We start from the raw sequence: 20,356 nt of genomic DNA, 5'->3' as shown, positions 1-20,356 counted from the left end.
CTTCAGGCTCCTTCAGCAAGTGGGCACAGTATGCCGAGCCGTCGGGAGGCTTCTCCATGGTTTGAAAAAGGCTAAACTGCGATTCGACCTTTTTTATCAAGGCAACTTCACACATTCGCCTAATGGAGTTGAAATGACTGACGATATTGACCAGATTCTCATCAGTGCCCTGATGGAAGATTCCCGACGCTCCCTCAAGGCCCTGGCAAACCTCAGTGGCCTGTCCTCCCCCAGTGTCGCCGAGCGCCTTCGCCGGCTCGAAGAACGTGGTGTGCTCAGGGGCTACACCGTCGAAGTGGACCCCAAGTGCTTCGGCTATCAACTCCAGGCCATCGTGCGTATCCGCCCGCTGCCGGGGCAGTTGCAGGAAGTGGAGCGGCAGATCCAGGCCATCGCTGAATTCACCGAATGCGACAAGGTGACCGGCGACGATTGCTTCATCGCCCGCCTGCACGTGCGTTCGATGGAACAGCTGGATACCTTGCTGGACAAACTCAATGTCCACGCCGAGACCAATACGGCCATCGTCAAGAAGACGCCCGTCAAGCGGCGGTTGCCGCCGATGGCTTAGGTGCCGCCTGGTTTGAGCGAACGCATGGCCCGGTGGGAGCGGGCTTGCTCGCGATGACGGCGGGTCAGTCACACCGAAGCTGGATGTGCCGGCCTTTTCGCGAGCAAGCTCGCCCCCACAGGAAGTCCGGCCTCGGCGCTTGTCCGAGGCCGGGGGCACGCTACTTGAGCTCTTCCAGTTCAGGGCTGCGCTGTACTTTAAACACCTCTTGTTCAGGCGCATTGCTCGCCTTCATCAGGTTAAGGGGCTGGACTTTAGCGCAAGCATTCTTGCCGTCGGCATAGATTCCGCTGTGGTTGCATTTCCATTCATAGAAGTTCGCCAGGGCGCCGGACAATTGCAGGCTGTAGTCCGTGCTGCGGGTGCCCGGCGAAAACGGCTGTCCAGCCGGGATGTTCTGGAACCATTTCATCCATTCCTCGCCTCCCACCGGTGGCGGGTTGGCTTGGAAGGTCGGATTCATTGGCGCCAATTGCTGGTACTCGGCGGTCATATGGCAACTCAGGCAAGAGGCCTGAGGATTGTCCACGGGGCCGTTGAGGCGGCCGTTCCAGCCAAGGTGGGTCGGTGGCAGCTCCTTGGTATTGGCATTGATCGCGGTCTGCTTCAACGTCGGGTTGATCTTGGTTTCAGTCGGCGTCGGGTTGGTGAACGCGTTGCCGTTCTCCTTCGGATCGTTCCCCCACATGATTCCCACCGGCACCAGGTTGTCCCAGCCCGATTTACCGGTCATCGCACCGTTGTACTGAAAGGTGCCGAACAACCAGCCGGTATCTTTGACGCGCGTGTCCCGGACGGCGATGTCCATCTGAATCAACGCGACTTTGGTGATGGCGCGTTTGGTTGAGTAGAAGTCCTTGGTGGTGTAGGCACTCCAAAGTACCGGATTGACCAGCGAGGGCACCGTACTGATATCGATGTCTGCGAACAACGCCTTGCACACCACTGTGCCATTGGGAAATCCCTTTGGTTGCGAGGTGTAGCTCGGGTCAGGGTTCTGCGGATCCTTCCAAACCTGGCCGATGGTGTACGCCCCTATATCGTTATAGATGCCGACCGCATAGGTCTGGCCATTCACGGTTTGGGTACTCGCCAACTGTTTGGGCTGGATAGGCGCCTCTTTGGTCAGCCCGTGAATAGCTTCACGACCGTTGGGGCCATAGTGTTGCCAAGGCATGTGATACCACTGACGAACCTTGTTTTTCTGCACGTTCCAGCCGACTTCCGTATTGCCCTCCAGGCAGTAGTTCTTTACCTCGTTCATATAGGTGCGCCAGCTTTCAAAATCATTGCTGAAATTGGCGGGCAGGTGCTTGAAAAACGACGGCATCGAAGTCGGGCCCGGCGCCACGGTGGGGTAGTCCTGACTGAGCCGGAAAAATGCGGAGGGATACGAACTTTTGGGTGGCGCGAAGCCGTAATCAGGGAACGTCCCGGCCTGGGCGCCAGCCATGGACAACGTGCCGGTCAGGGCCAGTAGTGCAACGATCTTTCCTTGGAAATGCTTCATCGATATCTCCTTATCGGGAGACGCCTGCCGTCCCATCGAAGGGTTGAGCGATGCGCAGGGCCTCCTTCTGTTATCAGGCGTTGGCACGATGCCAGACCTGCTCACGGTCCACGCTCAGCGATGTGACGCACCTCCTTGGCGCCCGCCAAGCGGGCACGGTCAGGCCTGGCTCTGGCAGCCGGGTGGGAACGATATCGAGGGAGCGTGGCGAAGATTTCGCGCGGTGATCGATCGATCAACCGCATGCCGACCTTGGCAATGCAATCCCTTGCCATAGGTGTAGATCATTTATCCAAAGGTGCCATCATGCTTCAGGCTTTTTGCCGGCCATTTGCCACGCTCCGGCGATGGTCAGCAAAAAAGGGCTTGTCCCCGGCAATACGATCCGAAGCCTTGGGCCCATTGGCCGCCTGGCCGTCCTGGCCATCGACGTACCAGTAACAGTGCTGCACCGCACGAGTGATGCCCACATATGCCAGGCGCAGGATTTCGTCCTTTTGCGCCGAGTCGTAAGGTTCGGCATCACCGTCCTTGCCTAGCCCGGCCATTCGGTAGACCTGGTTCTTGTAGGGTGAACTGCTCAGGTGCTGGCAGTCGCCCAGCAGGAACACCGCATCGGCCTGGAGCCCTTTGGCACTGTGGTAAGTCATCTGCCTGAGCCGCCTCGCCTCCCACGGCAAGCTAGAATCCACATTAACTGTTGGCTGAATATACTTTTCTATCAATAGCTTATCGCTGCTTTTTCGATACAGCATCAAGATCGAATCACCCTTGCGGTAGTGCTCATCCAGTCGCCGCGCCAGCCCTTCATCGTCTCGATCCAACACATTGACCGGGCTCAGCGAGCGAGACACGCCACTGGCCTTGGCCTTCTTGCCTGGGATAGCCGCAGCGGCGCGAACAATATGCTCGGCCGCATCGATGATGTATTGGTGGCTGCGATAGTTGTCAGTGAGCATGACCCGGGTCGTCGTCGGCGACGGGAATTGCTGGTTGAATGCCATGAAATAGCTCGGTGAACTGCCGCGCCAGCCATAGATCGATTGCCAATCATCCCCGACACACAACAAGGAAGAACGCTGGGCGCCGCGCCCCACGTGCATCGCGGGACCACGGCCGCGTATTTCCCGAAGACTGGCTCGCAGCCAGGAGACGATCTGCGGCGACACGTCCTGGAATTCGTCGATCATCAGGTGCGAAAGCGGCCGGAGCAACGCATCCCCCAGCAACTTGAAGTTTTCCGGCGAGTGTTCGCTGAACAGCGCAAACATGCGGTTGTAGGTCATGACCGGCGGCGATTGGTCGAGCAGATGGTCTTCGAATGCCCGCCAGTAGCGACTCAGCGCCTCGAAGAAATACCGATCGGGGTCATCCTGGGCAAAGGACATCCGACCCACGGCATCCGGGACGTCCAGGCCTAGGTTCTCGATAAAGCCTGCCGCCGCGACAAAGCAGTCCAGCAACGGTGCCGAACCCAGCTCGCCCTTGACCTTGTAATCGAACCCTGGCCCGGCACTGGCATCGCCGGCCATTGATGCTAATACACGTTTTGACACCTCATAACTTTCAAGCCATATCAGTGGCTTACGACAGAAAGCTTGAAACAGGGTGCGCTTGACCGCCCATTCCGCGCGGATGCTCAACTTGGCGCCCGGACGACTGAGCCGGGCGTCTTCCCGTGGATCGAACCCCAGTATTACCCAGGCATCCAGGGAAGGCGCGTAACCATGGCAGTGGAACGTCGACCCATTGATCTCGAACGCTTGTCGTTTCGGCTCGATACCCTTGATCGGCCATGCACCGGCGCGCAACCACAGGTCTTCGACGGCATCGCACAACTCTTCGTCGCGCTGGGCTGCCAGCGCGGTCACGGCGACCCGCTTTTGTACATCCGGGTGATCGCGCTCCAGTTCCTTGAGCTGCAGCGCGTGGCGGGACAACGGCAGGATCAGCTCACGGAAACGCGGGTCACGCTGGTAAAGGTTGTAATAACAGGCGTTGAGTTGCTGGCGCTGGGCGTCATTGATGCGCAAATCAAAAGGATTGCCCTGGGCATCATCGTCACCCGCTTCGGCGCGATGGCTCAGGGTCTCGAACGCCTGGAGCCGTTCGAACCCGGGCAGGCTGCGGACCATGGGCAAGATTCGCGAATGGAATGTCCGCACCAAGTCCCGAGCTTCCTTGAGGCTGACGGTACGTCCCCACAGGGCAAACACTTCGATCAGTTTCTGGATGAAATCCTTACGCGATTCCCGGGTAAACGTCACCACGGTCATCGAGTCCAATTCGAAACCCAGGTAATGGGACAACAGCACAATGCGCAGCACCAGGGTGGTGGACTTGCCCGCCCCGGCCCCGGCGACCACCGAGGTCGAGGGTGTGTCGCTGAAAATCATCTTCCATTGCGCGGCACTCGGTTGTGCATGGACCGGCAGCAATCGGGCGACATCTGCCTTGATGCGTTTCTTCAACTCAGCGGTCAGCGGCAGGCGCCAGTCATCGAACAGCAGATCATCGACCTGCGGTGCCGGATGCTCCGTGCTGCGCGAATCACGGATCAACAGGACCTGACGGCCTTCCTCAAGCCCTTCGGCCCGGCCTTCCTTGTATCCATAGTCAAAACCGGCGGTATGACCGCTGCGGAAACCGTCGGCCTGGCCATGCAACCAGGAGGCACGATGTTGGGCTCGCAGGCGTGTCAGGCCATGGCCGAAGAATCGGGCGACCAGGCGCTTGAACAGCGGCATCTGGGCCAGGGATAAAAGCTCGGGGGGAAGATCGGGAGTGTGTTGCGCCACGCTGGGGACTCCGGTGTTCATGAACCATGACGGCTATGGTGTCTGTATTTGCCGTCAGGTTCCACCCAAAAGCTTTTAAGTCATGGGTTTAGGCGATGAAGTGAAAGTTGGCTCACGAATTAATATCTGGTTAGTCGATAGGTTTGACGCGTTTTTTACGCTTTTTGTCGATGATTTCCTTCGCGAGAATAGCGCCATCAACCATCGCTTTCGCTCCCAGCGAAAAGGACACGAACATGCTCGAACTCAGGCCCTTCGCCACCTTGGGCGCCGCCAACCACGGCTGGTTGGATGCCCACCACCATTTTTCGTTCGCCGAGTATTACGACCCGCAACGCATGCATTGGGGCAACCTGCGCGTCTGGAACGATGATGTCATCGCCCCTGGCAGCGGTTTTCCCCAACACCCGCACCGGGACATGGAAATCATCACCTATGTGCGCGAAGGCGCGATCAGCCATCAGGATAATCTGGGTAACAAAGGCCGTACGCAGGCCGGTGATGTACAGGTCATGAGCGCCGGCACCGGCATTGCCCATAGCGAATACAATCTGGAGTCGACGGCCACCCGCATCTTCCAGATATGGATCATCCCCAACGAAGAAGGCCTGGCACCGTCATGGGGGGCCAAGCCGTTTCCCAAGGACTCGCGCGAAGGCTTCGTGACGTTGGCCAGTGGCAAGGCCGGCGATGACCAGAGCCTGCGCATTCGCGCCGACGCACGACTGGTAGCGGCCAATCTCAAGGCGGGTGAAAGTGCGGAGTATCGGCTGGACGCCGCACGTCGAGCTTATCTTGTGCCGGCCACAGGATTGATAGAAATCAATGGCTTGCGTGCACAAGCTCGAGACGGTGTTGCGATTGAAGATGAACGGATATTGCGAGTGACCGCGATCGAAGACAGCGAAATCGTGCTCGTTGACCTCGCCTAACCCCTGCATCGCAGCACTGCTGCTCTTGTGGCGAGGGAGCTTGCTCCCGCTGGGTGGCGCAGCGGCCCTAGAACCCGGCGACGCGGTGGATCAGGTCGATTGAGTGAGCTTGAGGGGGGCTGCTGCGCAGCCCAGCGGGAGCAAGCTCCCTCACCACAAAGCTCACATCACATGTATCACTTGCTGGTGATAGCCCCATCCACCAACGTTTGCGCCTCAGCCACCAATTGCTTGAGGTGCGCATCGCCAAGGAAGCTTTCGGCGTAGATCTTGTAGATATCCTCGGTCCCGGACGGGCGTGCCGCAAACCAGCCGTTTTCGGTCATGACCTTCAAGCCGCCAATGGCCTGGTCATTGCCCGGCGCATGGCTGAGGATATTCTGGATCTTCTCCCCGGCCAGTTCGGTGGAGGCCACCTGATCGGGCGAAAGCTTGCTCAACAGCGCCTTCTGTTGGGGGCTGGCCTTGGCATCGACGCGTACCGAGAAGGGTTCGCCCAGCTCGTCAGTCAACGCGCGGTAGGCCTGGCTCGGGTCGCGACCGGTGCGCGCGGTCATTTCAGCTGCCAACAGCGCAGGGATCAGGCCGTCCTTGTCGGTACTCCAGACGCCGCCGTCCTTGCGCAGGAACGAAGCACCGGCACTTTCTTCACCCCCAAAGCCCAGGGAACCATCGAACAGGCCATCGGCAAACCACTTGAAGCCCACCGGCACTTCATAGAGGCGGCGCCCCAAGCGCTTGGCCACGCGATCGATCAGGCCGCTGCTGACCACCGTCTTGCCCACGGCGGCATCGGCGCGCCATTGCGGGCGATTCTGGAACAGATAGTCGATGGAGACCGCCAGGTAGTTGTTCGGCGCCAACAGGCCACCGGACGGGGTCACGATGCCATGGCGGTCATGGTCCGGGTCGCAGGCAAAGGCCACGTCGAAACGTTCCTTCAGGCCAATCAACCCTTGCATCGCATGGCTGGAGGACGGGTCCATGCGGATCTGCCCGTCCCAGTCGACGGTCATGAAACGGAAGGTGGAATCCACGTGAGTGTTCACCACTTCCAGGTCCAGGCGGTAATGCTCGGCAATGGCCGGCCAGTAGCGCACGCCCGCGCCGCCCAACGGATCGACGCCCAGACGCAACCCGGCAGTACGGATGGCATCGAAATCGATGACGTTGATCAGGTCTGCCACGTAGGTGTTTACATAGTCGTGACGGTGGGTGGTATCGGCTTTCAGGGCCTGCTCGTAGCTGACGCGCTTGACGCCGGCGAGCTGGTTGGCCAGCAATTCGTTGGCCTTGGCTTCGATCCATTTGGTGATGTGGGTATCGGCCGGGCCACCGTTGGTAGGGTTGTACTTGTAACCGCCACTTTGCGGTGGGTTGTGGGACGGCGTGATGACGATACCGTCCGCCAGGCCCGAGGTGCGGCCACGGTTGTAGCAGAGAATGGCGTGGGAAACCGCCGGTGTCGGGGTGTATTCATCGCCTTCGGCGATCATTACGGTGACGCCATTGGCCGCGAATACTTCCAGCGCGCTGGCGCCCGCCGGGGTCGATAGCGCGTGGGTGTCGATACCGACAAACAGCGGCCCGTTGATGCCCTGGGCTTCGCGGTACAGACAGATCGCCTGGCTGATGGCCAACACGTGCCATTCGTTGAAGCCCAGGTCGAAGGAGCTGCCACGGTGCCCGGAAGTGCCAAAAGCCACGCGCTGGGTCGCAACCGAGGCATCGGGTCGGCCGGTGTAGTAGGCCGTCACCAGTCGCGGGATATCGATCAACAACTCTGCCGGTGCCGGCTTGCCCGCAAATGGACTGACTGTCATGCAAAACCTCTGAGTGGAGTGGCTCGGTAAATGGGGTGCAGTTTACTGACAGTTCGACCATGGCGCGATGGGTTCGATCCATTGCTGCCGACTACGCCTGTTCGAGTCTCAAGGCATCGGCCAGCGCGCAGAGGGCCGCGTCCATGTCCTGTGGCCCGTTAAGGGCATGGGTGAGGCGCATATGTTGCGCATACAGGCCCTGGAGGCTGAACAACTCCCCTGGCGCGATGACGATTCGCTGGGCAAGCAGCCGATGGAAGACCCGCCGCAAGTCGACCCGTCGCGTCGATTGCATCCAGATCGTCGCACCACCTTGAGGTTCTGCCCATTGCAGGCTATCCCCTAGCCGCTCGCGCAGCAATTGCGTCGTCGAAACCGCGCTTTCGCGCAGCAGGCGCCGCAACACCAGCAAATGCTGGTCAATCCGACCGTTGCTGTACAGCCGGGCGATGGCTTTCTGGCGAATCGGCGACAAGCAAAACGCACGCAACAGGAAATGTCGCTGCAGGTGCAGGGTCAACTGGCGCGACAACACGTAGCCATACGGCGCCTCTGGCCCGATGGTTTTCTCGAACGTCGAATAGACGATCAGCCGGTCCGGGTCGAGCAAGTCTCGAAAAGGCGTCCCCCTCGCCTCGAACGCCAGGTCCGTATGGCTATCGTTCTCCAGCACCCAAGTTCCGTGCCGCTCCAGCAGATGCGCGATGGCACGACGGTTCTCTTCAGGAACGAGCGTCCCCCTCGGCATGTTCAAGACCGACGACAGCACCACCAGGCGTACAGTTTCGTTCACCAGCAGTTGTTCCAGTTGCTCGACATTGAGCTCGCCACTGGTCAGCAGTGGCAGCTCGATGACGTTGACCTCCGCCGACTGCAGCAGGCGCAACACTGCCCAATCGCAGGGCGATTCGATCAGCACGGCGGACCCGCGCAGTGCCAGCACCGCGATCAGGATCTCCAGCACGCCACGCAGGTCGGCGCCAATGTAGACGTCATCGGCATTCCAGCAACGGGCCGGCGAAGACGTGTAGCGGGCAGCCAGCGCGGTGCGCAGCTCCAGCTCACCCCAGGGTTGCGAGGGTGTCTGCGAGGAGCGTGGGTACTGGCGCAGCAGTTCGCGTTCGAGCAGCAACAGCGGGCTGTCCAATGGCTGCATCGACGCCGGTTCGTCCGCACTGAGCACCCGCATGCCTGGTCGTCGGGCATTGACGTACAGGGTCTCGAGCAAATCGTCACCGCCGTCCAGGGTGGCCATGCTGGGCACTGGCAGCGCGTAGTAGCCGGACTTGGCGATCGAATAGACCCGCCCTTCCTTTTCCAGCAGCGAATACGCGTACTGAATGGTCGATATCGATACGTTCAGACGCTCGGCCAGTTGCCGCAGCGACGGCAGGCGAACCCGCGCATCAACCTCCAGCTCGTTGATCAGCGTGGTCAGGTAGCGATAAACCGCCTGGTAGGCGAAGCCTGTCTCCCGGCAACCTTTCATCGGCTCAGGCCAGGACAGCGGGTCGCCGCCGACCCAGTCGCAACACCGGGTACAAGGACTGGGGACGAGGTAGATGATTGCGTCAAACCTCGTTCCTCAATGCCTTGCCGAGCGTTCATGCAGCCCATCGGCAGGCGACCCGGCTTCTGCAGTGTCGATGCCGTCAATGGTCTGCTGCAGATCGGCGCCCGGGGCAATGTCCGGTTGTTCCGGCAGTGAGACGCTCGCCCGGTACAGCTTGCCAAGGATGTCGATGGGCAGGCCGCTGACCTCGACCATCCACTGCGCAACCTGATCGACGACGGTCGCGCCCTGCATGGCCTTGTGCAGGTCCGGCATCGCCACCAGCATGCCGGGATGGCAGCAACGCAGGAAATGCTCCAGGCCCGCACCCTGCCCCACGAAGGGCGCGAACAGCATGCACACCAGTTGCGTTTCGCTGAGCCCCAGGATCTTTTGCGCTTCAAGGGCGGCGTAGGCACGACGCTCGGGAATCGACGACGGTGAGCCGAACAGTGCCCGGGCCTGTTCGCAGGCGTGTTCCGGCAGTTGCTTGCGATGCATGATCATGATCGCTCGCTGCGCGTAGTCTCCATAGCCGGTTTCATAGCTGCGTCCATGCAGGTAGCAGGCCTGCAGACCGTGCAGATGGGCCGACAGCAGCGGGCTGATGTATTCGTTTTCAGGCGCCGATGGCACAAGCCCCTCGGTCTGCACCCGCAGGAACTCGTTGAAGAGCGGCCAGTTGGTCCCCTCCGAACGAACGACGATCAGGTCGTCGATGCCGACGTGGCCCACTCGCCGGCAAGCCTCGAAGTGACCCTCGGGCCTCCAGGCATCGAGGCGATCCGGCCCATAGAAATGCCGGTAGATATCACCACCCAGGGTGTCGAGGTGGGCAAAGAGGTTGTCGAAACCGCAGGCGTGCTCGGTCTGCAGGCCGATCTTGCGAGTCGCGCGGCGAAGGCCTGATATGAATTGTTTTTGCTGGCGCGGTGTATCGCTGCTGACCAACGAATCCACGCCCGACTCCCAGCGAGCCATATGCCGATAGAATTCGGCCATCGCCAGGTAGCCGTCATCCCCAATCTCCAAGGGGCTGTCGACCGCACGAAGATGCCCCAGGACCAGCAGGTCCATGCGATTGGCTTCGTGCCCTGCCACCGACAAGGGCTGCCGGTGATTGAACGGCAACACCTCGCGGTTATCCGCCATCAGCAATTCGACCCGGGGATCATCGTAGACAAACAGCGCGCTGTAGCAGCGGTGGATGTTTTCCAGCGTCGCCTGGGTGGTTTCGCTCAAGCGTGGCGTGGCGACACGCAAGGTGAAGGTCACCGGATGTCGCCCCGCGATACTCAGCTGTGCGGCCCGCAAGGCGGTCAGCACATAAAAGCTTTCCCGGCTCCCGTTCAGGACCGTCAACACGCGATAATCGCCAATCCGCTCGATGCCTCCGGCGGCGACAATTAAACGCTGGATCAAAAGCTGCAACGCGGTACGTTCTGCCCGGGAATAAAAACCTGACAGTCGTTGCAGTATCTGTTGATACACGTGAGTCATTGCCTGCTCATGAATTGCACTCATAGCCATTTACCTGGAAATTCAACTATCGGCGTCGCACCCGCACCAACGTGACTGCACGACGTGTTGGTCTAGATGATTGTTCTAGCACTCAAAGAGTATTAGCAATACGCTCGAGCATTGCTTGTTGTAATTATTTGATACATATACTGAGAGTCGGCTCACGCCCCAGCAACCCTCCGCCGAAAGCCTTTAAATCAGGGGGCCTAACCGACCAAACGGCACGTCCTAGGAGAATTCCGACAACGTCCCACAGACAATGAGTACGAGAAATAAAGAACTTGCCGAACTTTAATTGACTCTCTACCCCGCCCTGTTTTCCCCGGGGTCGATAGATAGCCCCGCACCCATTAACGTTTATTGCCCCTTGAATGCATCTTGAAGGATGAAGACCTTCGAAAAAGTTATACAGCACCACGACTTCTTCCTTGATATGGAAATCAGCGTTCAATTATCAAGACTTAAACAATGATTAGAAGATACAGATTGAGGGCAAAAACCAGTTCAGATGTTGGTCGGCAGACCGTTTCAGGCTTGAGCGAACCGGGACAGGCCATTCAAGGCACGAAAGGCCAGGTAAGAACGCAGCACCGCCAGGCAGGAGGTGCCGTCAGAAAGGATAAGAAGGTGTCAGGACGAAGGCAGCGCAAGAGCCCAGGTGATGACTCTTGCGCAAGGCAGGGTTCAGACCGGGTCGATGACCTGAAGGGCAACACGTTCACGGCAAGGGCATTCGCCCATGTAACGGTGAGCCTCGACAAACTCGGAGAACGGGAAGACCCGAGTCTTGAGTGGCAACAGCACACGGTCGGCGGTCAGTTGATTGATATCGCGCAGTGCTCGTTGCAAGGCCACCTGGTCCTGGAGAATGCCCAGTTCCGGTTTGCCGGTGAAATTGCCGATGCAGTGCACAAAGAACTGAATGTTCTTCTGGAACGCCGCGCAGGCTGGAAACGGCGTCTGGTTGCCGCCCTGCAAGCCATACAGCACCAGGCTGCCACGCGGTGCCAACACGTCACCCAGCAGCGACATCTGCGGCCCGCCGAGGCCGTCGAAGACCACATCGACGCCACGGTTGTCGGTGAGCTTGTTGATTTGCATCAGCAAGTCCTGCTCTTCGGTGACGATGACCTTTTCGGCGCCCAGCGACAACAGGTACTCACGCTCTTCAGCCGTCTTGGTGGCCGCGATCACCCGCACACCCAGGGCCTTGCCCAGTTGTACGAAGGAAGGACCGGCGCAATGACTGGCATCGGTGACCAGGGCGAATTGCCCCGGCTTGACCCGTGCCAGGTCCATGTAGGCGAAATAGGCGATCAGCAGCGGCGTGTAATGCACGGCGGCTTCGATCGGGCTGAGCACGTCGGGATAACGGGTCAGGGCGGTGCGTGGCAGCACGATGACCTCACCGTACACCGGATAATCGTTCGGGCTTTCGGCCGGAAAACTGGCGACCTTGTCGCCCACGGCCAAGTCATCGACGCCGTCGCCGACGGCCGTGACCACGCCGGCCATTTCATGGCCCAGGCCCGAAGGCAGGCGCGCCTGGGACGACGCCAGGTTCTGGCGCCACAAGGTGTCGTACCAACTGATGCCGATCGCTTCGACGCGGACCTGCACTTCTCCTGGCGCAGGAAGAGCCGCCGTATGCTCTTCGCATTTGAGCACCTCGGCACCACCAAACTTGTGAAAACGGATCGTGCGGGACATCGCAAACCTCGTCAAAGTAACCTCTAATGCCATGAACTCTATCCGGGCTTTGTACCCAAGACCATCAGTGGCTATTAATAGTCGACATGCCTGTCATTGATTCCGCAGCAAGAAAAACCAAGCCATTGCGTAGGACTTAACCTAAGAAAACTCAATTAGCCGGTGCAGAGTACCAGTCTTTCCCCGTAAGATTCATGCCGGCCATTGTTCCCATATGGCCGCTCACGTCAAGCTTGCCGAATCTGCCAGGACCCCAGATGAATCGTAATGACCTGCGGCGTGTCGACCTGAACCTGTTGATCGTGTTCGAAACATTGATGCATGAACGCAGTGTGACTCGCGCGGCCGAGAAACTGTTCCTAGGCCAACCGGCCATCAGCGCCGCGCTGTCGCGCCTGCGCAGCCTGTTCGATGACCCGTTGTTCGTACGTACCGGTCGCAGCATGGAGCCTTCGGCCCGGGCGGTCGAGATCTTCGCCCTGCTCTCCCCGGCCCTGGATTCGATTTCCACGGCGGTCAGCCGGGCGGCGGAATTCGACCCGGCCACCAGCACCTCGGTGTTTCGCATTGGCCTGTCGGACGACGCCGAATTCGCCCTGCTGCCGATGCTGCTCAAGCGCCTGCGGGCCGAGGCGCCCGGCATCGTGCTGGTGGTGCGCCGGGTCAACTACATTCTGATGCCTGGTTTGCTGGCGTCCGGTGAAATCTCCATCGGTGTCAGCTACACCGACGACCTGCCGGCCAACGCCAAGCGCAAGGTCCTGCGACGCAGCTTGCCCAAAGTGTTGCGGGCCGACACCGCGCCGGGACGACTGACCCTGGACGAATTCTGTGCTCGCCCCCATGCCCTGGTGTCTTTCGCGGGTGATTTGAGCGGTTTCATCGATGAAGAGCTGGCGAAACTCGACCGCAAGCGCCATGTGGTGCTGGCCGTACCGCAATTCAATGGCCTGAGCACGCTGCTGTCGGGCACCGACATCATCGCCACCGTCCCTGACTACACCGCCGACGCCCTGACCGCCGCCGGCGGCGTACGCGCCGAAGACCCACCGATTCCAGTGCGTAGCTTTGAGCTGCACATGGCTTGGCGCGGATCCCAGGACAACGATCCTGGGGAGCGTTGGTTGCGGTCGCGGATTCAGATGTTCTTCGGGGATCCGGATAGCCTGTGATGGATTTTCACTGCGCAGTGGCACTCATCTCAACTTTCAGTTGATCAAGGCGGCCAACGACCTGGGGCGCTCGCTAAGGATCCGAATGGAAGTCTCCAGCTACGACGCGCTATGCCTGACGGTTCAGGCCGGCCTGGGCATTGGCATCATGCCCGAGGGGAGCGCGGCGATTTACAAAATGGACGGAGCGAAGGTGATCAGGCTGGATGAGCCGTGGGCCTCCCGCGAACTCAGCGTATGCGTGAGGTCGCGAACGGCGTTGTCGGTCGCGGCAGGCTTGTTCCTGCAGCACTTGCTCGAAATGGAGTAAGCGATGTCGGGCTCAAAGGCGCGAAGGTAAAATCACCCGTTTATGAACAGCGTGCGCTCGATGACGCCCCATCTCGCGCAAGGCGGAAGCTATTCGAGCATGGATAGCCTTGCACCACATGCTGCATGTCATGACGCCAAAGATGGCTACTAAGTAGCGATCGCCTGCTCGTCGTCGGCCCTGAGCTGGTCCAATACCGAACGCTCCGGACGCGGTGCACCGAGATGCAAGTAACGTAGTTCATCCATAAAGGCACTCCAGAGTGAAGGGCCGCCCTTCTCCAGCACCTCCGCGCGCAAAGACGCTTCCTTGCTCGGCTGCGTATGCCGAACACCCCAGGCAGCCACATGCGCGAGCAGAGGTACCAGCTGTATTGCTGCTTCCGTGAGGCTGTAAATTACTTTCTGCTGGTGATTCGGATCCGGGCATCGTGTCAGCAGGCCAGACGCGGTCAAGTGTTTCAGCCTACTTGCGAGGATGTTCGTGGCGATGCCTTCCTGGTTTTTCTCCAGCAGGACGCCATAACTGCGTCTGTTCTCGAACATGACATCGCGGATAACGATCAGGCTCCAGCGGTCGCCGATCTGCTCAAGCGTCAGGTTGATCGGGCAGCCCGATCGTCTTGTTTGTTGCACAGCTACTCTCCTTGAATTTCCACTTGCATTGTGCAAGGTGCTCGAATATTATTCAACCACTTGCACAATGCAAGCGCTATGACAGCTCCGGCGGATCGGCAAAAAATCGAACATCCGGGCTTTCATCACGGGTAACACCGGCAATTCGATGCTGCGTATGGCCGGAAAGGCGGTAACAGCGACATGGCACGATGAGTTGGCGTTTTGCTGAAGGTCATCACAGCTGTACGTACCTACATATCCACCACACACAATGGTTAAGAACACGATGAAATTCTCCACCATCACTTCGCGCACCCTACTCGCGGTATCGTTAGCATTCGCGGGCGCCTTCGCTGCTGTAGCTCCGGTCCAAGCTGCTGCGCCGATGCAGCACAAGCAGGTTCCAGGCTTCTATCGCACGATGATTGGCGACTATGAAGTCACCGCGCTCTATGACGGCGGCGGTAGTATCGACTCCAGTCTCCTACACGGTGATCCCGCGCTCATTCAGTCCCTCTTGGCGCGCTCCTTCCAAAACGATCCCAAGCATGTTTCGGCAACCGTCCAAGGCTTCCTCGTCAACACCGGCTCCAAACTCGTTCTCATCGATACCGGTTCAGGCGGTCACTGGGGCCCTCCTACACTGGGCAAGCTCGCGCAGAACTTGAAGGCCTCCGGCTACAAGCCGGAGCAGATTGACCTGGTTCTACTGACTCACCTTCACGCTGACCATGCTGGCGGTATCTACCAAAACGGGAAACGCGTCTTTCCGAACGCGACCGTGATGATGACGAAGGCCGACGCCGATTTCTGGCTGTCGAAGGAAATCATGGCCAAGGCTCCGGAAGAATCGAAAATCTTCTTCAAGGTCGCACAGGATGGCGCCGCGCCTTATATCGCTGCGGGTAAATGGAAGCCGTACGAAGGCATGGCCGAAATCGTTCCAGGCATTGCACCGTATGCCATTCCCGGCCACACGCCCGGTCACACCGGCTACATGATTTCCTCAAAGGGTCAGTCGCTGCTCATCTGGGGCGACGTAGCTCATGTTGGCGCCGTCCAAATGCCGCACCCGGAAATCAGCATCGTCTTCGACTCAGACAGCGCGTCGGCGGTCAAAACGCGTGAAGACCTGCTGGTGAAACTCGCTGCGGACAAGACGATGATTGCCGCAGCCCACATGCCGTTCCCTGGCCTGGGCCGTCTTCGCAAAGCCGACAACGGCGAAGGCTACGACTGGGTACCGGCGACTTTCCTCAACCTGGAGTGAACTGACCATGACTTACGATTCATCTTCCGTCCGTGAGCTTCGGGATGCGATGTTTGCCTTCGACTTTGCGCATCCCGTACGCACCATCGAGACGCTCCGCGTCGGCATGGAGGCCATTTCACAAGCGAACCCGCCGGCGGCCGACCTAACCGTCGAGACGATCCAACTCGGTGGCGTAGCTGCGGTGGCGATTACGGCTCCTGGCGCTTCCAAGGACCGAGTCATCTACCATTTCCATGGTGGTGGCTGGGTGGCTGGCTCTCCTTCCTCGCATTTAGGCATGCTTGGGGAGCTGTCTCGAGCGGCAAAGTCCCAGGTCATCGTTCTGGACCACTCCAAGGCACCTGAGCACCCATTTCCGGCGTCCTACGACGAGTCCATCCGCGGCTACGAAGCACTGCGTGCGCTTGGCAAGCCATTCGCCGTGACAGGTGACTCCAGTGGCGGGGGCATGGCTCTCAACGTTCTGGCCTATGCAGCCTCGAAAGGCCACAAGGACGCGCGAGCAGCGCTACTCATTAGCCCATGGGCAGACTTGACGCTGACGCTGCCCTCGTTAACGCAACTGGCTCACCGCGACCCAATGGTCAACGCAAGCGCGATGCGGGAGATGGTAGCGGCTTACGCTGGCAACCACGATTTGAAGGATCCGCGCATCTCGCCCCTGTTCGCCGACATGCACGGTTTTCCTCCGCTGCTCATACATGTCGGAAGCGACGAAGTACTGCTCGACGACGCGCTTGAAATTGACCGAAAGGTGCGCGCGGCCGGCGGCGAATCGCACCTTGAGGTGTGGCCGGAGATGTTGCACGTCTGGCACATTCAAACAGCCTCTTTGCCCCAGGCCCACGACGCGCTCCAGAGAGCCGGCGAGTTTCTCATCGGGCACCTCGCTGACTAGCACGCGCACGCACACACACTGCAAAACTGCAGACACTCGATAGGAGATTGTAATGACTACTGACACCAACCCACCGGGAACAGCATGGATGCAAATCGTCAAGAAGAAAGGAACGAGCGACTTCGCGAAGTCGTTCACCGCTGACGCCAGCCTTCAGACCTCAGCCCTAAGCAAGACGGTGGTCGGCCCGACATCCATCGGGGCATTCTTTGCCGCGACGAGCACGATGTACGAAGACTTCGTGTTCACCGCGGAGACGGTTGACGGTGCGAAGACTTACCTTGAGTGGGATGCCATCCACGGTGGTAAGCCGGTCGCCGGCACCACCATCATCACTCGGAATGAGTCTGGCCTCGTCCACAATATCAAGCTCTTTCAAAGCCCGTTCCCCGTCGTTCGTGAGTTCTCGGCTGGCCTGAAAGAGCGACTCGAAGAAACACTCGGCCAAGATTTCTTTAGCTAAGTCGGGGCCAACTCGTCGCCGCGTATTAGCTGAACGACACAACTGAGGAAACGCTCATGCCAGTTTTTCACGCCCACATTCCAGCTCGGAAATTCTCTAGCGAAGAGAAACGCGCGCTGGCGGATGCCTTGAATCTCGCTCTTCATGAAGCCATGGATACGCCCAAGGATGACCGCTTCGTCATCATCAGTGAGCACAAGGACGATGAGCTTTTCATCCATCCGACTTTTCCTGACATGAAGAGATCTGACAAGCGCATGGTCGTAACGGTGACGATAGGCTCGAGCAGGACAGTGGAGCAGAAGCGCAAGCTCGCGGAGTTGGTCACCCGTTACGCGGTAGAAAAGTGGGCGTCAGCCAGGACGACATCAGCCTGATCATGTATGCCGTTCCCTTGGAGAACATGAGCTTCGGCGGTGGCAAGCTGGTCTCTGACATTGACCTCTCCATGCCTTGGGTAAACAAGTAAGAAATACGAACGCCGCCCCGTTCTTTAGAAACGGCGCAGCAGAATTGACTCGAGCAGCTGGCAGTCCTTGCGCGCGCGCCCAAAGAGGTAAGCTATGACCGATTGGCATTTCTACGAACCGGCACAGGGACATTCCCCCAGTGAGACCATCGCCGCATAAGTTTTCGCTAGCTTGTCGAAGCGCGCAACGATGCGGCCGTTCTCCTTCAGCCAGCTGAGCATGCACTCAATGATGTTGCGTTGTCGGTATTTGGGGCGATCAAACAGTCTCGGTAATCCTGGCTTGGATTTGCGCTTCATCGTGCGCAGCGGGATAACCGGCTGCATCCGATAGCGGTCGCAGTAGCGCCGCAACGCTTCGGCGTCGTAGCCTTTGTCGGCCAGCAACCATCGGCAGCGCTTGCGAGGGCGCCCTCGCAAACCTGGGATGTAAGCGTTATCCAGCAGCGGCTGTGCATAGGCAATGTCGCTAGCTTGCCCGCCGGACAGTAGAAAATTCAACGGTACGCCATTGGCATCGCACAGCATGTGAATCTTCGTCATCAGGCCGACCCGGCTTCGTCCGAGGGCATGATCTTGCGGTTCTTTAGCAGCGCCCGAGCAGAGCACCAGAACACTGGGCTCCTGCCTTTGATGGACGCGGACTTTACTGAGTCCCGACGATTGCTGGGTTCAAATGAGTTTCAGCTGATTTCGTACAGAACCCACGCATGGCTGGGTACGCCCAAGAGCCTGAACTCGGCTTTTTCAGCACCACAAAGCACTATTAATTTCTTATACGCAGACACCCTAACGCCCCACTCACCGGAGTTTCTGGGCGCGAAGCGAGAATATTCTCATGCGCCGTGAATTGTTATGAATGGCTCTGCAAATATCAATCAAACAGTATTCAGATAAGCCACTTTTTTACCCCAGACGAACGAATACCTGCTTCTACAGAAACACTGGGCTGAGAGGCATGCTCATCAGAACACAGAAAAAGCGACTAACAGCATCTTCTTTACAATCTGCGGATCCTCGCCACGAGATATCTGTGACGCAGCATTACTTAATTGCGCATCAATATAGATAGATGCAAACTCTGATGACATGTCTGCAGAGAATTCACATTTGGCTTTTGCACGCTCCACCCATTTCCTGTAAGCCGTTAATGCTTGCTCTTGAATGAAATCGATTTGTGCTCGTGTTGCCTCACCCAAGTGCATGCGTGATTCGCGCATCTTTATCAAAAGACATCCCTTTGGTATCCCTTGACTGTCACTCACCGAGGTGGCGAATGACACCAGGCTGTCAAGCATCTCTCGAAACGGCTTTTCTGCCTTTAACATCTCCAGCACAGAATCCAGCTCCTGTTCCTGATATTTAAGAATAACGGCTTTCATCAAGCCATCTTCATTCCAAAATTCACGATAAAGACCTGGCTTCGATATATCGCACCTTCTGCAAATTTCATTAAGGGATAAGCTGCGTACGCCCTCTTTCCAATAGGCTTCCATTGCCACATCCAAAACGTGATCACGGTCCAGGGTCTTAGGTCGTCCCCTTGAAGGCTTTGTCGGATTTAAGCTCATTTTGTACCACCTGGTATTTTAACTTGACACACGGCACCCTCCCCTCCTATTTTGTACCGAATGGTACTTAATAGACAACCCAGCGGGAAAGAAAAATGAGCGAAGCCAAAAAAAGCGTCATCATCACCGGTAGCAGCAGTGGATTTGGCCTAAAAGCAGTGAAAGACTTTGCAGACAAGGGCTACCAAGTGTTCGCCACCATGCGTGGCACAGAAGGCAAGAACGCCGCAGTCAAGACCGCGCTGGAAGCGTATAGCAACCTCATCCATGTCGTAGATATGGATGTCACCAGCGACGAATCCGTCAAGACAGCCATTGCTGGTGTGCTGGCTAAAGCGGGCAAGATTGATATTTTGATTAACAATGCAGGCGTAATGTACCTGGGTATTACGGAGGCATTTAGCATTGCCCAAGCCAGGGAGCAGATGGAAACCAACTACTATGGCGCCATGCGCATTATACAGGCTGTCTTGCCCGCTATGCGGGAAGCCAAATCCGGTCTGATCATTAACACCTCATCAATGGTCGGCCAGATTTCGGCGCCGTATTTCTCTACATACGCCGCCACCAAGCACGCTCTGGAAGGCTACGTCCAAGGCTTACGTTACGAAGTGGCGCCCTTCGGTATTGATGTTGCCATCGTGCAACCAGGCCCGTTCCCTACTGGTCTGAGTGCTGGAGGGCAAGCGCCTTCCCGTCTTGACGTACTGGAGAGCTATGGTGACTTGGCAAAGATACCTGATGCTATGTTCGCAGAATTCGCGAAATTCATGCAGTCTGACCAGGCACCAGATCCACAGTTGGTCGTCGATACTTATTTAGCGTTAGCAGATATGCCTGCCGGCAAACGTCCTACACGCACAGCGGTAGGCATGGTTTGGGGTGTTGATGAAATTAACGCTGCCAAACAACCCATTCAAGACCGTGTTTTAAAAGAAATGCAACTAGAGAATATTTTAGGCGGCGCTGACGCGTAATTCCCTGTAACAGGGCAAGCTATTCCTTGCCCTGTTTCAGCTAAACATCACAATCGCACTCCTTCCTTGGGAAACGTCCAATAGCAGTTCTTTAGCTCCGATTAGCGCAGCGCAATTGAAGAGCAAAGATCTAAGCGCCAACAGCCTTCGCGGGGTGCATACGCTTCGAGGCGAGCAATTTTAGCCACT

Annotated in this window: 17 protein-coding genes and 1 pseudogene; 9 read left to right on the top strand and 9 right to left on the bottom strand. The window is 58.2% G+C overall.

The features are described 5' to 3' along the window. Nucleotides 1–133: 133 nt before the first annotated feature. Nucleotides 134–571 (top strand): Lrp/AsnC family transcriptional regulator, encoded by a 438-nt coding sequence (locus BM300_RS18260; RefSeq protein ID WP_003202176.1) that lies wholly within the window; start codon nucleotides 134–136, stop codon nucleotides 569–571. 160 nt (nucleotides 572–731) lie between these two features. Here BM300_RS18260 and BM300_RS18255 read toward each other — a convergent pair whose 3' ends face one another. Both BM300_RS18255 and BM300_RS18250 read right to left on the bottom strand, forming a co-directional pair. Then, nucleotides 732–2,081, bottom strand: a complete 1,350-nt coding sequence (locus tag BM300_RS18255; RefSeq protein ID WP_092463488.1) for a hypothetical protein — start codon at nucleotides 2,079–2,081, stop codon at nucleotides 732–734. 311 nt (nucleotides 2,082–2,392) lie between these two features. Next, on the bottom strand, nucleotides 2,393–4,879 hold the full coding sequence (locus tag BM300_RS18250) for a UvrD-helicase domain-containing protein (protein WP_092463486.1): 2,487 nt from the start codon (nucleotides 4,877–4,879) through the stop codon (nucleotides 2,393–2,395). A 236-nt stretch (nucleotides 4,880–5,115) separates the two neighbouring features. Here BM300_RS18250 and BM300_RS18245 point away from each other — a divergent pair, with 236 nt between their 5' ends. Continuing rightward, on the top strand, nucleotides 5,116–5,811 hold the full coding sequence (locus BM300_RS18245) for a pirin family protein (protein WP_063321157.1): 696 nt from the start codon (nucleotides 5,116–5,118) through the stop codon (nucleotides 5,809–5,811). Between the two features lie 176 nt (nucleotides 5,812–5,987). Here BM300_RS18245 and pgm read toward each other — a convergent pair whose 3' ends face one another. From pgm to BM300_RS18225, 4 genes are all read right to left on the bottom strand, one after another. Beyond that, the gene (gene pgm, locus BM300_RS18240; protein ID WP_092463484.1) at nucleotides 5,988–7,634 is read right to left on the bottom strand and encodes a phosphoglucomutase (alpha-D-glucose-1,6-bisphosphate-dependent); all 1,647 of its coding nucleotides are present in this window, start codon (nucleotides 7,632–7,634) and stop codon (nucleotides 5,988–5,990) included. A 91-nt stretch (nucleotides 7,635–7,725) separates the two neighbouring features. Continuing rightward, nucleotides 7,726–9,123, bottom strand: coding sequence for an aminotransferase-like domain-containing protein (locus tag BM300_RS18235; protein ID WP_092224169.1), 1,398 nt, complete (start codon nucleotides 9,121–9,123; stop codon nucleotides 7,726–7,728). A 96-nt stretch (nucleotides 9,124–9,219) separates the two neighbouring features. After that, on the bottom strand, nucleotides 9,220–10,710 hold the full coding sequence (locus BM300_RS18230) for a hypothetical protein (protein WP_092143124.1): 1,491 nt from the start codon (nucleotides 10,708–10,710) through the stop codon (nucleotides 9,220–9,222). 681 nt (nucleotides 10,711–11,391) lie between these two features. Further along, nucleotides 11,392–12,417 (bottom strand): zinc-dependent alcohol dehydrogenase family protein, encoded by a 1,026-nt coding sequence (locus BM300_RS18225; RefSeq protein WP_092143121.1) that lies wholly within the window; start codon nucleotides 12,415–12,417, stop codon nucleotides 11,392–11,394. A 257-nt stretch (nucleotides 12,418–12,674) separates the two neighbouring features. Between BM300_RS18225 and BM300_RS18220 the strand changes: the two genes are divergently transcribed. After that, a complete protein-coding gene (locus tag BM300_RS18220) occupies nucleotides 12,675–13,589 on the top strand; it encodes a LysR family transcriptional regulator (protein ID WP_069970812.1) in 915 nt (304 codons plus the stop codon). After that, on the top strand, nucleotides 13,486–13,899 hold the full coding sequence (locus BM300_RS18215) for a LysR substrate-binding domain-containing protein (protein WP_256575845.1): 414 nt from the start codon (nucleotides 13,486–13,488) through the stop codon (nucleotides 13,897–13,899). Before BM300_RS18220 ends, BM300_RS18215 begins: the two co-directional genes overlap by 104 nt. Nucleotides 13,900–14,048: 149 nt before the next feature. Here BM300_RS18215 and BM300_RS18210 read toward each other — a convergent pair whose 3' ends face one another. Next, on the bottom strand, nucleotides 14,049–14,534 hold the full coding sequence (locus BM300_RS18210) for a winged helix-turn-helix transcriptional regulator (RefSeq protein WP_092143118.1): 486 nt from the start codon (nucleotides 14,532–14,534) through the stop codon (nucleotides 14,049–14,051). Between the two features lie 268 nt (nucleotides 14,535–14,802). Between BM300_RS18210 and BM300_RS18205 the strand changes: the two genes are divergently transcribed. Genes BM300_RS18205 through BM300_RS18190 form a run of 4 tightly spaced genes read left to right on the top strand, consistent with a single transcriptional unit; the run spans nucleotide 14,803 to nucleotide 17,527 of the window. Further along, entirely contained in the window at nucleotides 14,803–15,786 is a 984-nt protein-coding gene (locus tag BM300_RS18205) for an MBL fold metallo-hydrolase (RefSeq protein WP_063321005.1), read from the top strand. 7 nt (nucleotides 15,787–15,793) lie between these two features. Next, the gene (locus tag BM300_RS18200) at nucleotides 15,794–16,687 is read left to right on the top strand and encodes an alpha/beta hydrolase (RefSeq protein WP_063321004.1); all 894 of its coding nucleotides are present in this window, start codon (nucleotides 15,794–15,796) and stop codon (nucleotides 16,685–16,687) included. Nucleotides 16,688–16,739: 52 nt separating this feature from the next. Further along, nucleotides 16,740–17,150 carry a hypothetical protein gene (locus BM300_RS18195; protein WP_063321003.1) on the top strand — a complete coding sequence of 137 codons (411 nt, stop codon included), beginning with the start codon at nucleotides 16,740–16,742 and terminating at the stop codon, nucleotides 17,148–17,150. A gap of 56 nt (nucleotides 17,151–17,206) precedes the next feature. Next, the gene (locus tag BM300_RS18190) at nucleotides 17,207–17,527 is read left to right on the top strand and encodes a tautomerase family protein (protein WP_256575844.1); all 321 of its coding nucleotides are present in this window, start codon (nucleotides 17,207–17,209) and stop codon (nucleotides 17,525–17,527) included. 203 nt (nucleotides 17,528–17,730) lie between these two features. On the opposite strand, the pseudogene BM300_RS18185 reads toward BM300_RS18190, so the two are convergent. After that, nucleotides 17,731–18,216, bottom strand: a pseudogene (locus BM300_RS18185) (IS5 family transposase); the annotation flags it as partial. 368 nt (nucleotides 18,217–18,584) lie between these two features. After that, on the bottom strand, nucleotides 18,585–19,190 hold the full coding sequence (locus BM300_RS18180; protein WP_086936564.1) for a TetR/AcrR family transcriptional regulator: 606 nt from the start codon (nucleotides 19,188–19,190) through the stop codon (nucleotides 18,585–18,587). A 95-nt stretch (nucleotides 19,191–19,285) separates the two neighbouring features. On the opposite strand from BM300_RS18180, the gene BM300_RS18175 reads away from it, so the two are divergent. After that, the gene (locus BM300_RS18175) at nucleotides 19,286–20,167 is read left to right on the top strand and encodes an SDR family oxidoreductase (protein WP_092224135.1); all 882 of its coding nucleotides are present in this window, start codon (nucleotides 19,286–19,288) and stop codon (nucleotides 20,165–20,167) included. Nucleotides 20,168–20,356: the final 189 nt, after the last annotated feature.

The organism is Pseudomonas sp. NFACC46-3 (assembly GCF_900114515.1).
Classification (GTDB): domain Bacteria; phylum Pseudomonadota; class Gammaproteobacteria; order Pseudomonadales; family Pseudomonadaceae; genus Aquipseudomonas; species Aquipseudomonas fluorescens_Q.
This window is presented reverse-complemented; position numbering and strand designations above follow the sequence as displayed.

Bases quoted from the DNA above. Each gene is read 5' to 3' on its own strand.
- BM300_RS18175 (WP_092224135.1), top strand. From the start codon at position 19,286: ATGAGCGAAGCCAAAAAAAGCGTCATCATCACCGGTAGCAGCAGTGGA.
- BM300_RS18255 (WP_092463488.1), bottom strand. From the start codon at position 2,081: ATGAAGCATTTCCAAGGAAAGATCGTTGCACTACTGGCCCTGACCGGC.
- BM300_RS18235 (WP_092224169.1), bottom strand. From the start codon at position 9,123: ATGAAAGGTTGCCGGGAGACAGGCTTCGCCTACCAGGCGGTTTATCGC.
- BM300_RS18200 (WP_063321004.1), top strand. From the start codon at position 15,794: ATGACTTACGATTCATCTTCCGTCCGTGAGCTTCGGGATGCGATGTTT.
- pgm (WP_092463484.1), bottom strand. From the start codon at position 7,634: ATGACAGTCAGTCCATTTGCGGGCAAGCCGGCACCGGCAGAGTTGTTG.
- BM300_RS18180 (WP_086936564.1), bottom strand. From the start codon at position 19,190: ATGAGCTTAAATCCGACAAAGCCTTCAAGGGGACGACCTAAGACCCTG.
- BM300_RS18205 (WP_063321005.1), top strand. From the start codon at position 14,803: ATGAAATTCTCCACCATCACTTCGCGCACCCTACTCGCGGTATCGTTA.
- BM300_RS18225 (WP_092143121.1), bottom strand. From the start codon at position 12,417: ATGTCCCGCACGATCCGTTTTCACAAGTTTGGTGGTGCCGAGGTGCTC.
- BM300_RS18190 (WP_256575844.1), top strand. From the start codon at position 17,207: ATGCCAGTTTTTCACGCCCACATTCCAGCTCGGAAATTCTCTAGCGAA.
- BM300_RS18230 (WP_092143124.1), bottom strand. From the start codon at position 10,710: ATGAGTGCAATTCATGAGCAGGCAATGACTCACGTGTATCAACAGATA.
- BM300_RS18195 (WP_063321003.1), top strand. From the start codon at position 16,740: ATGACTACTGACACCAACCCACCGGGAACAGCATGGATGCAAATCGTC.
- BM300_RS18260 (WP_003202176.1), top strand. From the start codon at position 134: ATGACTGACGATATTGACCAGATTCTCATCAGTGCCCTGATGGAAGAT.
- BM300_RS18245 (WP_063321157.1), top strand. From the start codon at position 5,116: ATGCTCGAACTCAGGCCCTTCGCCACCTTGGGCGCCGCCAACCACGGC.
- BM300_RS18220 (WP_069970812.1), top strand. From the start codon at position 12,675: ATGAATCGTAATGACCTGCGGCGTGTCGACCTGAACCTGTTGATCGTG.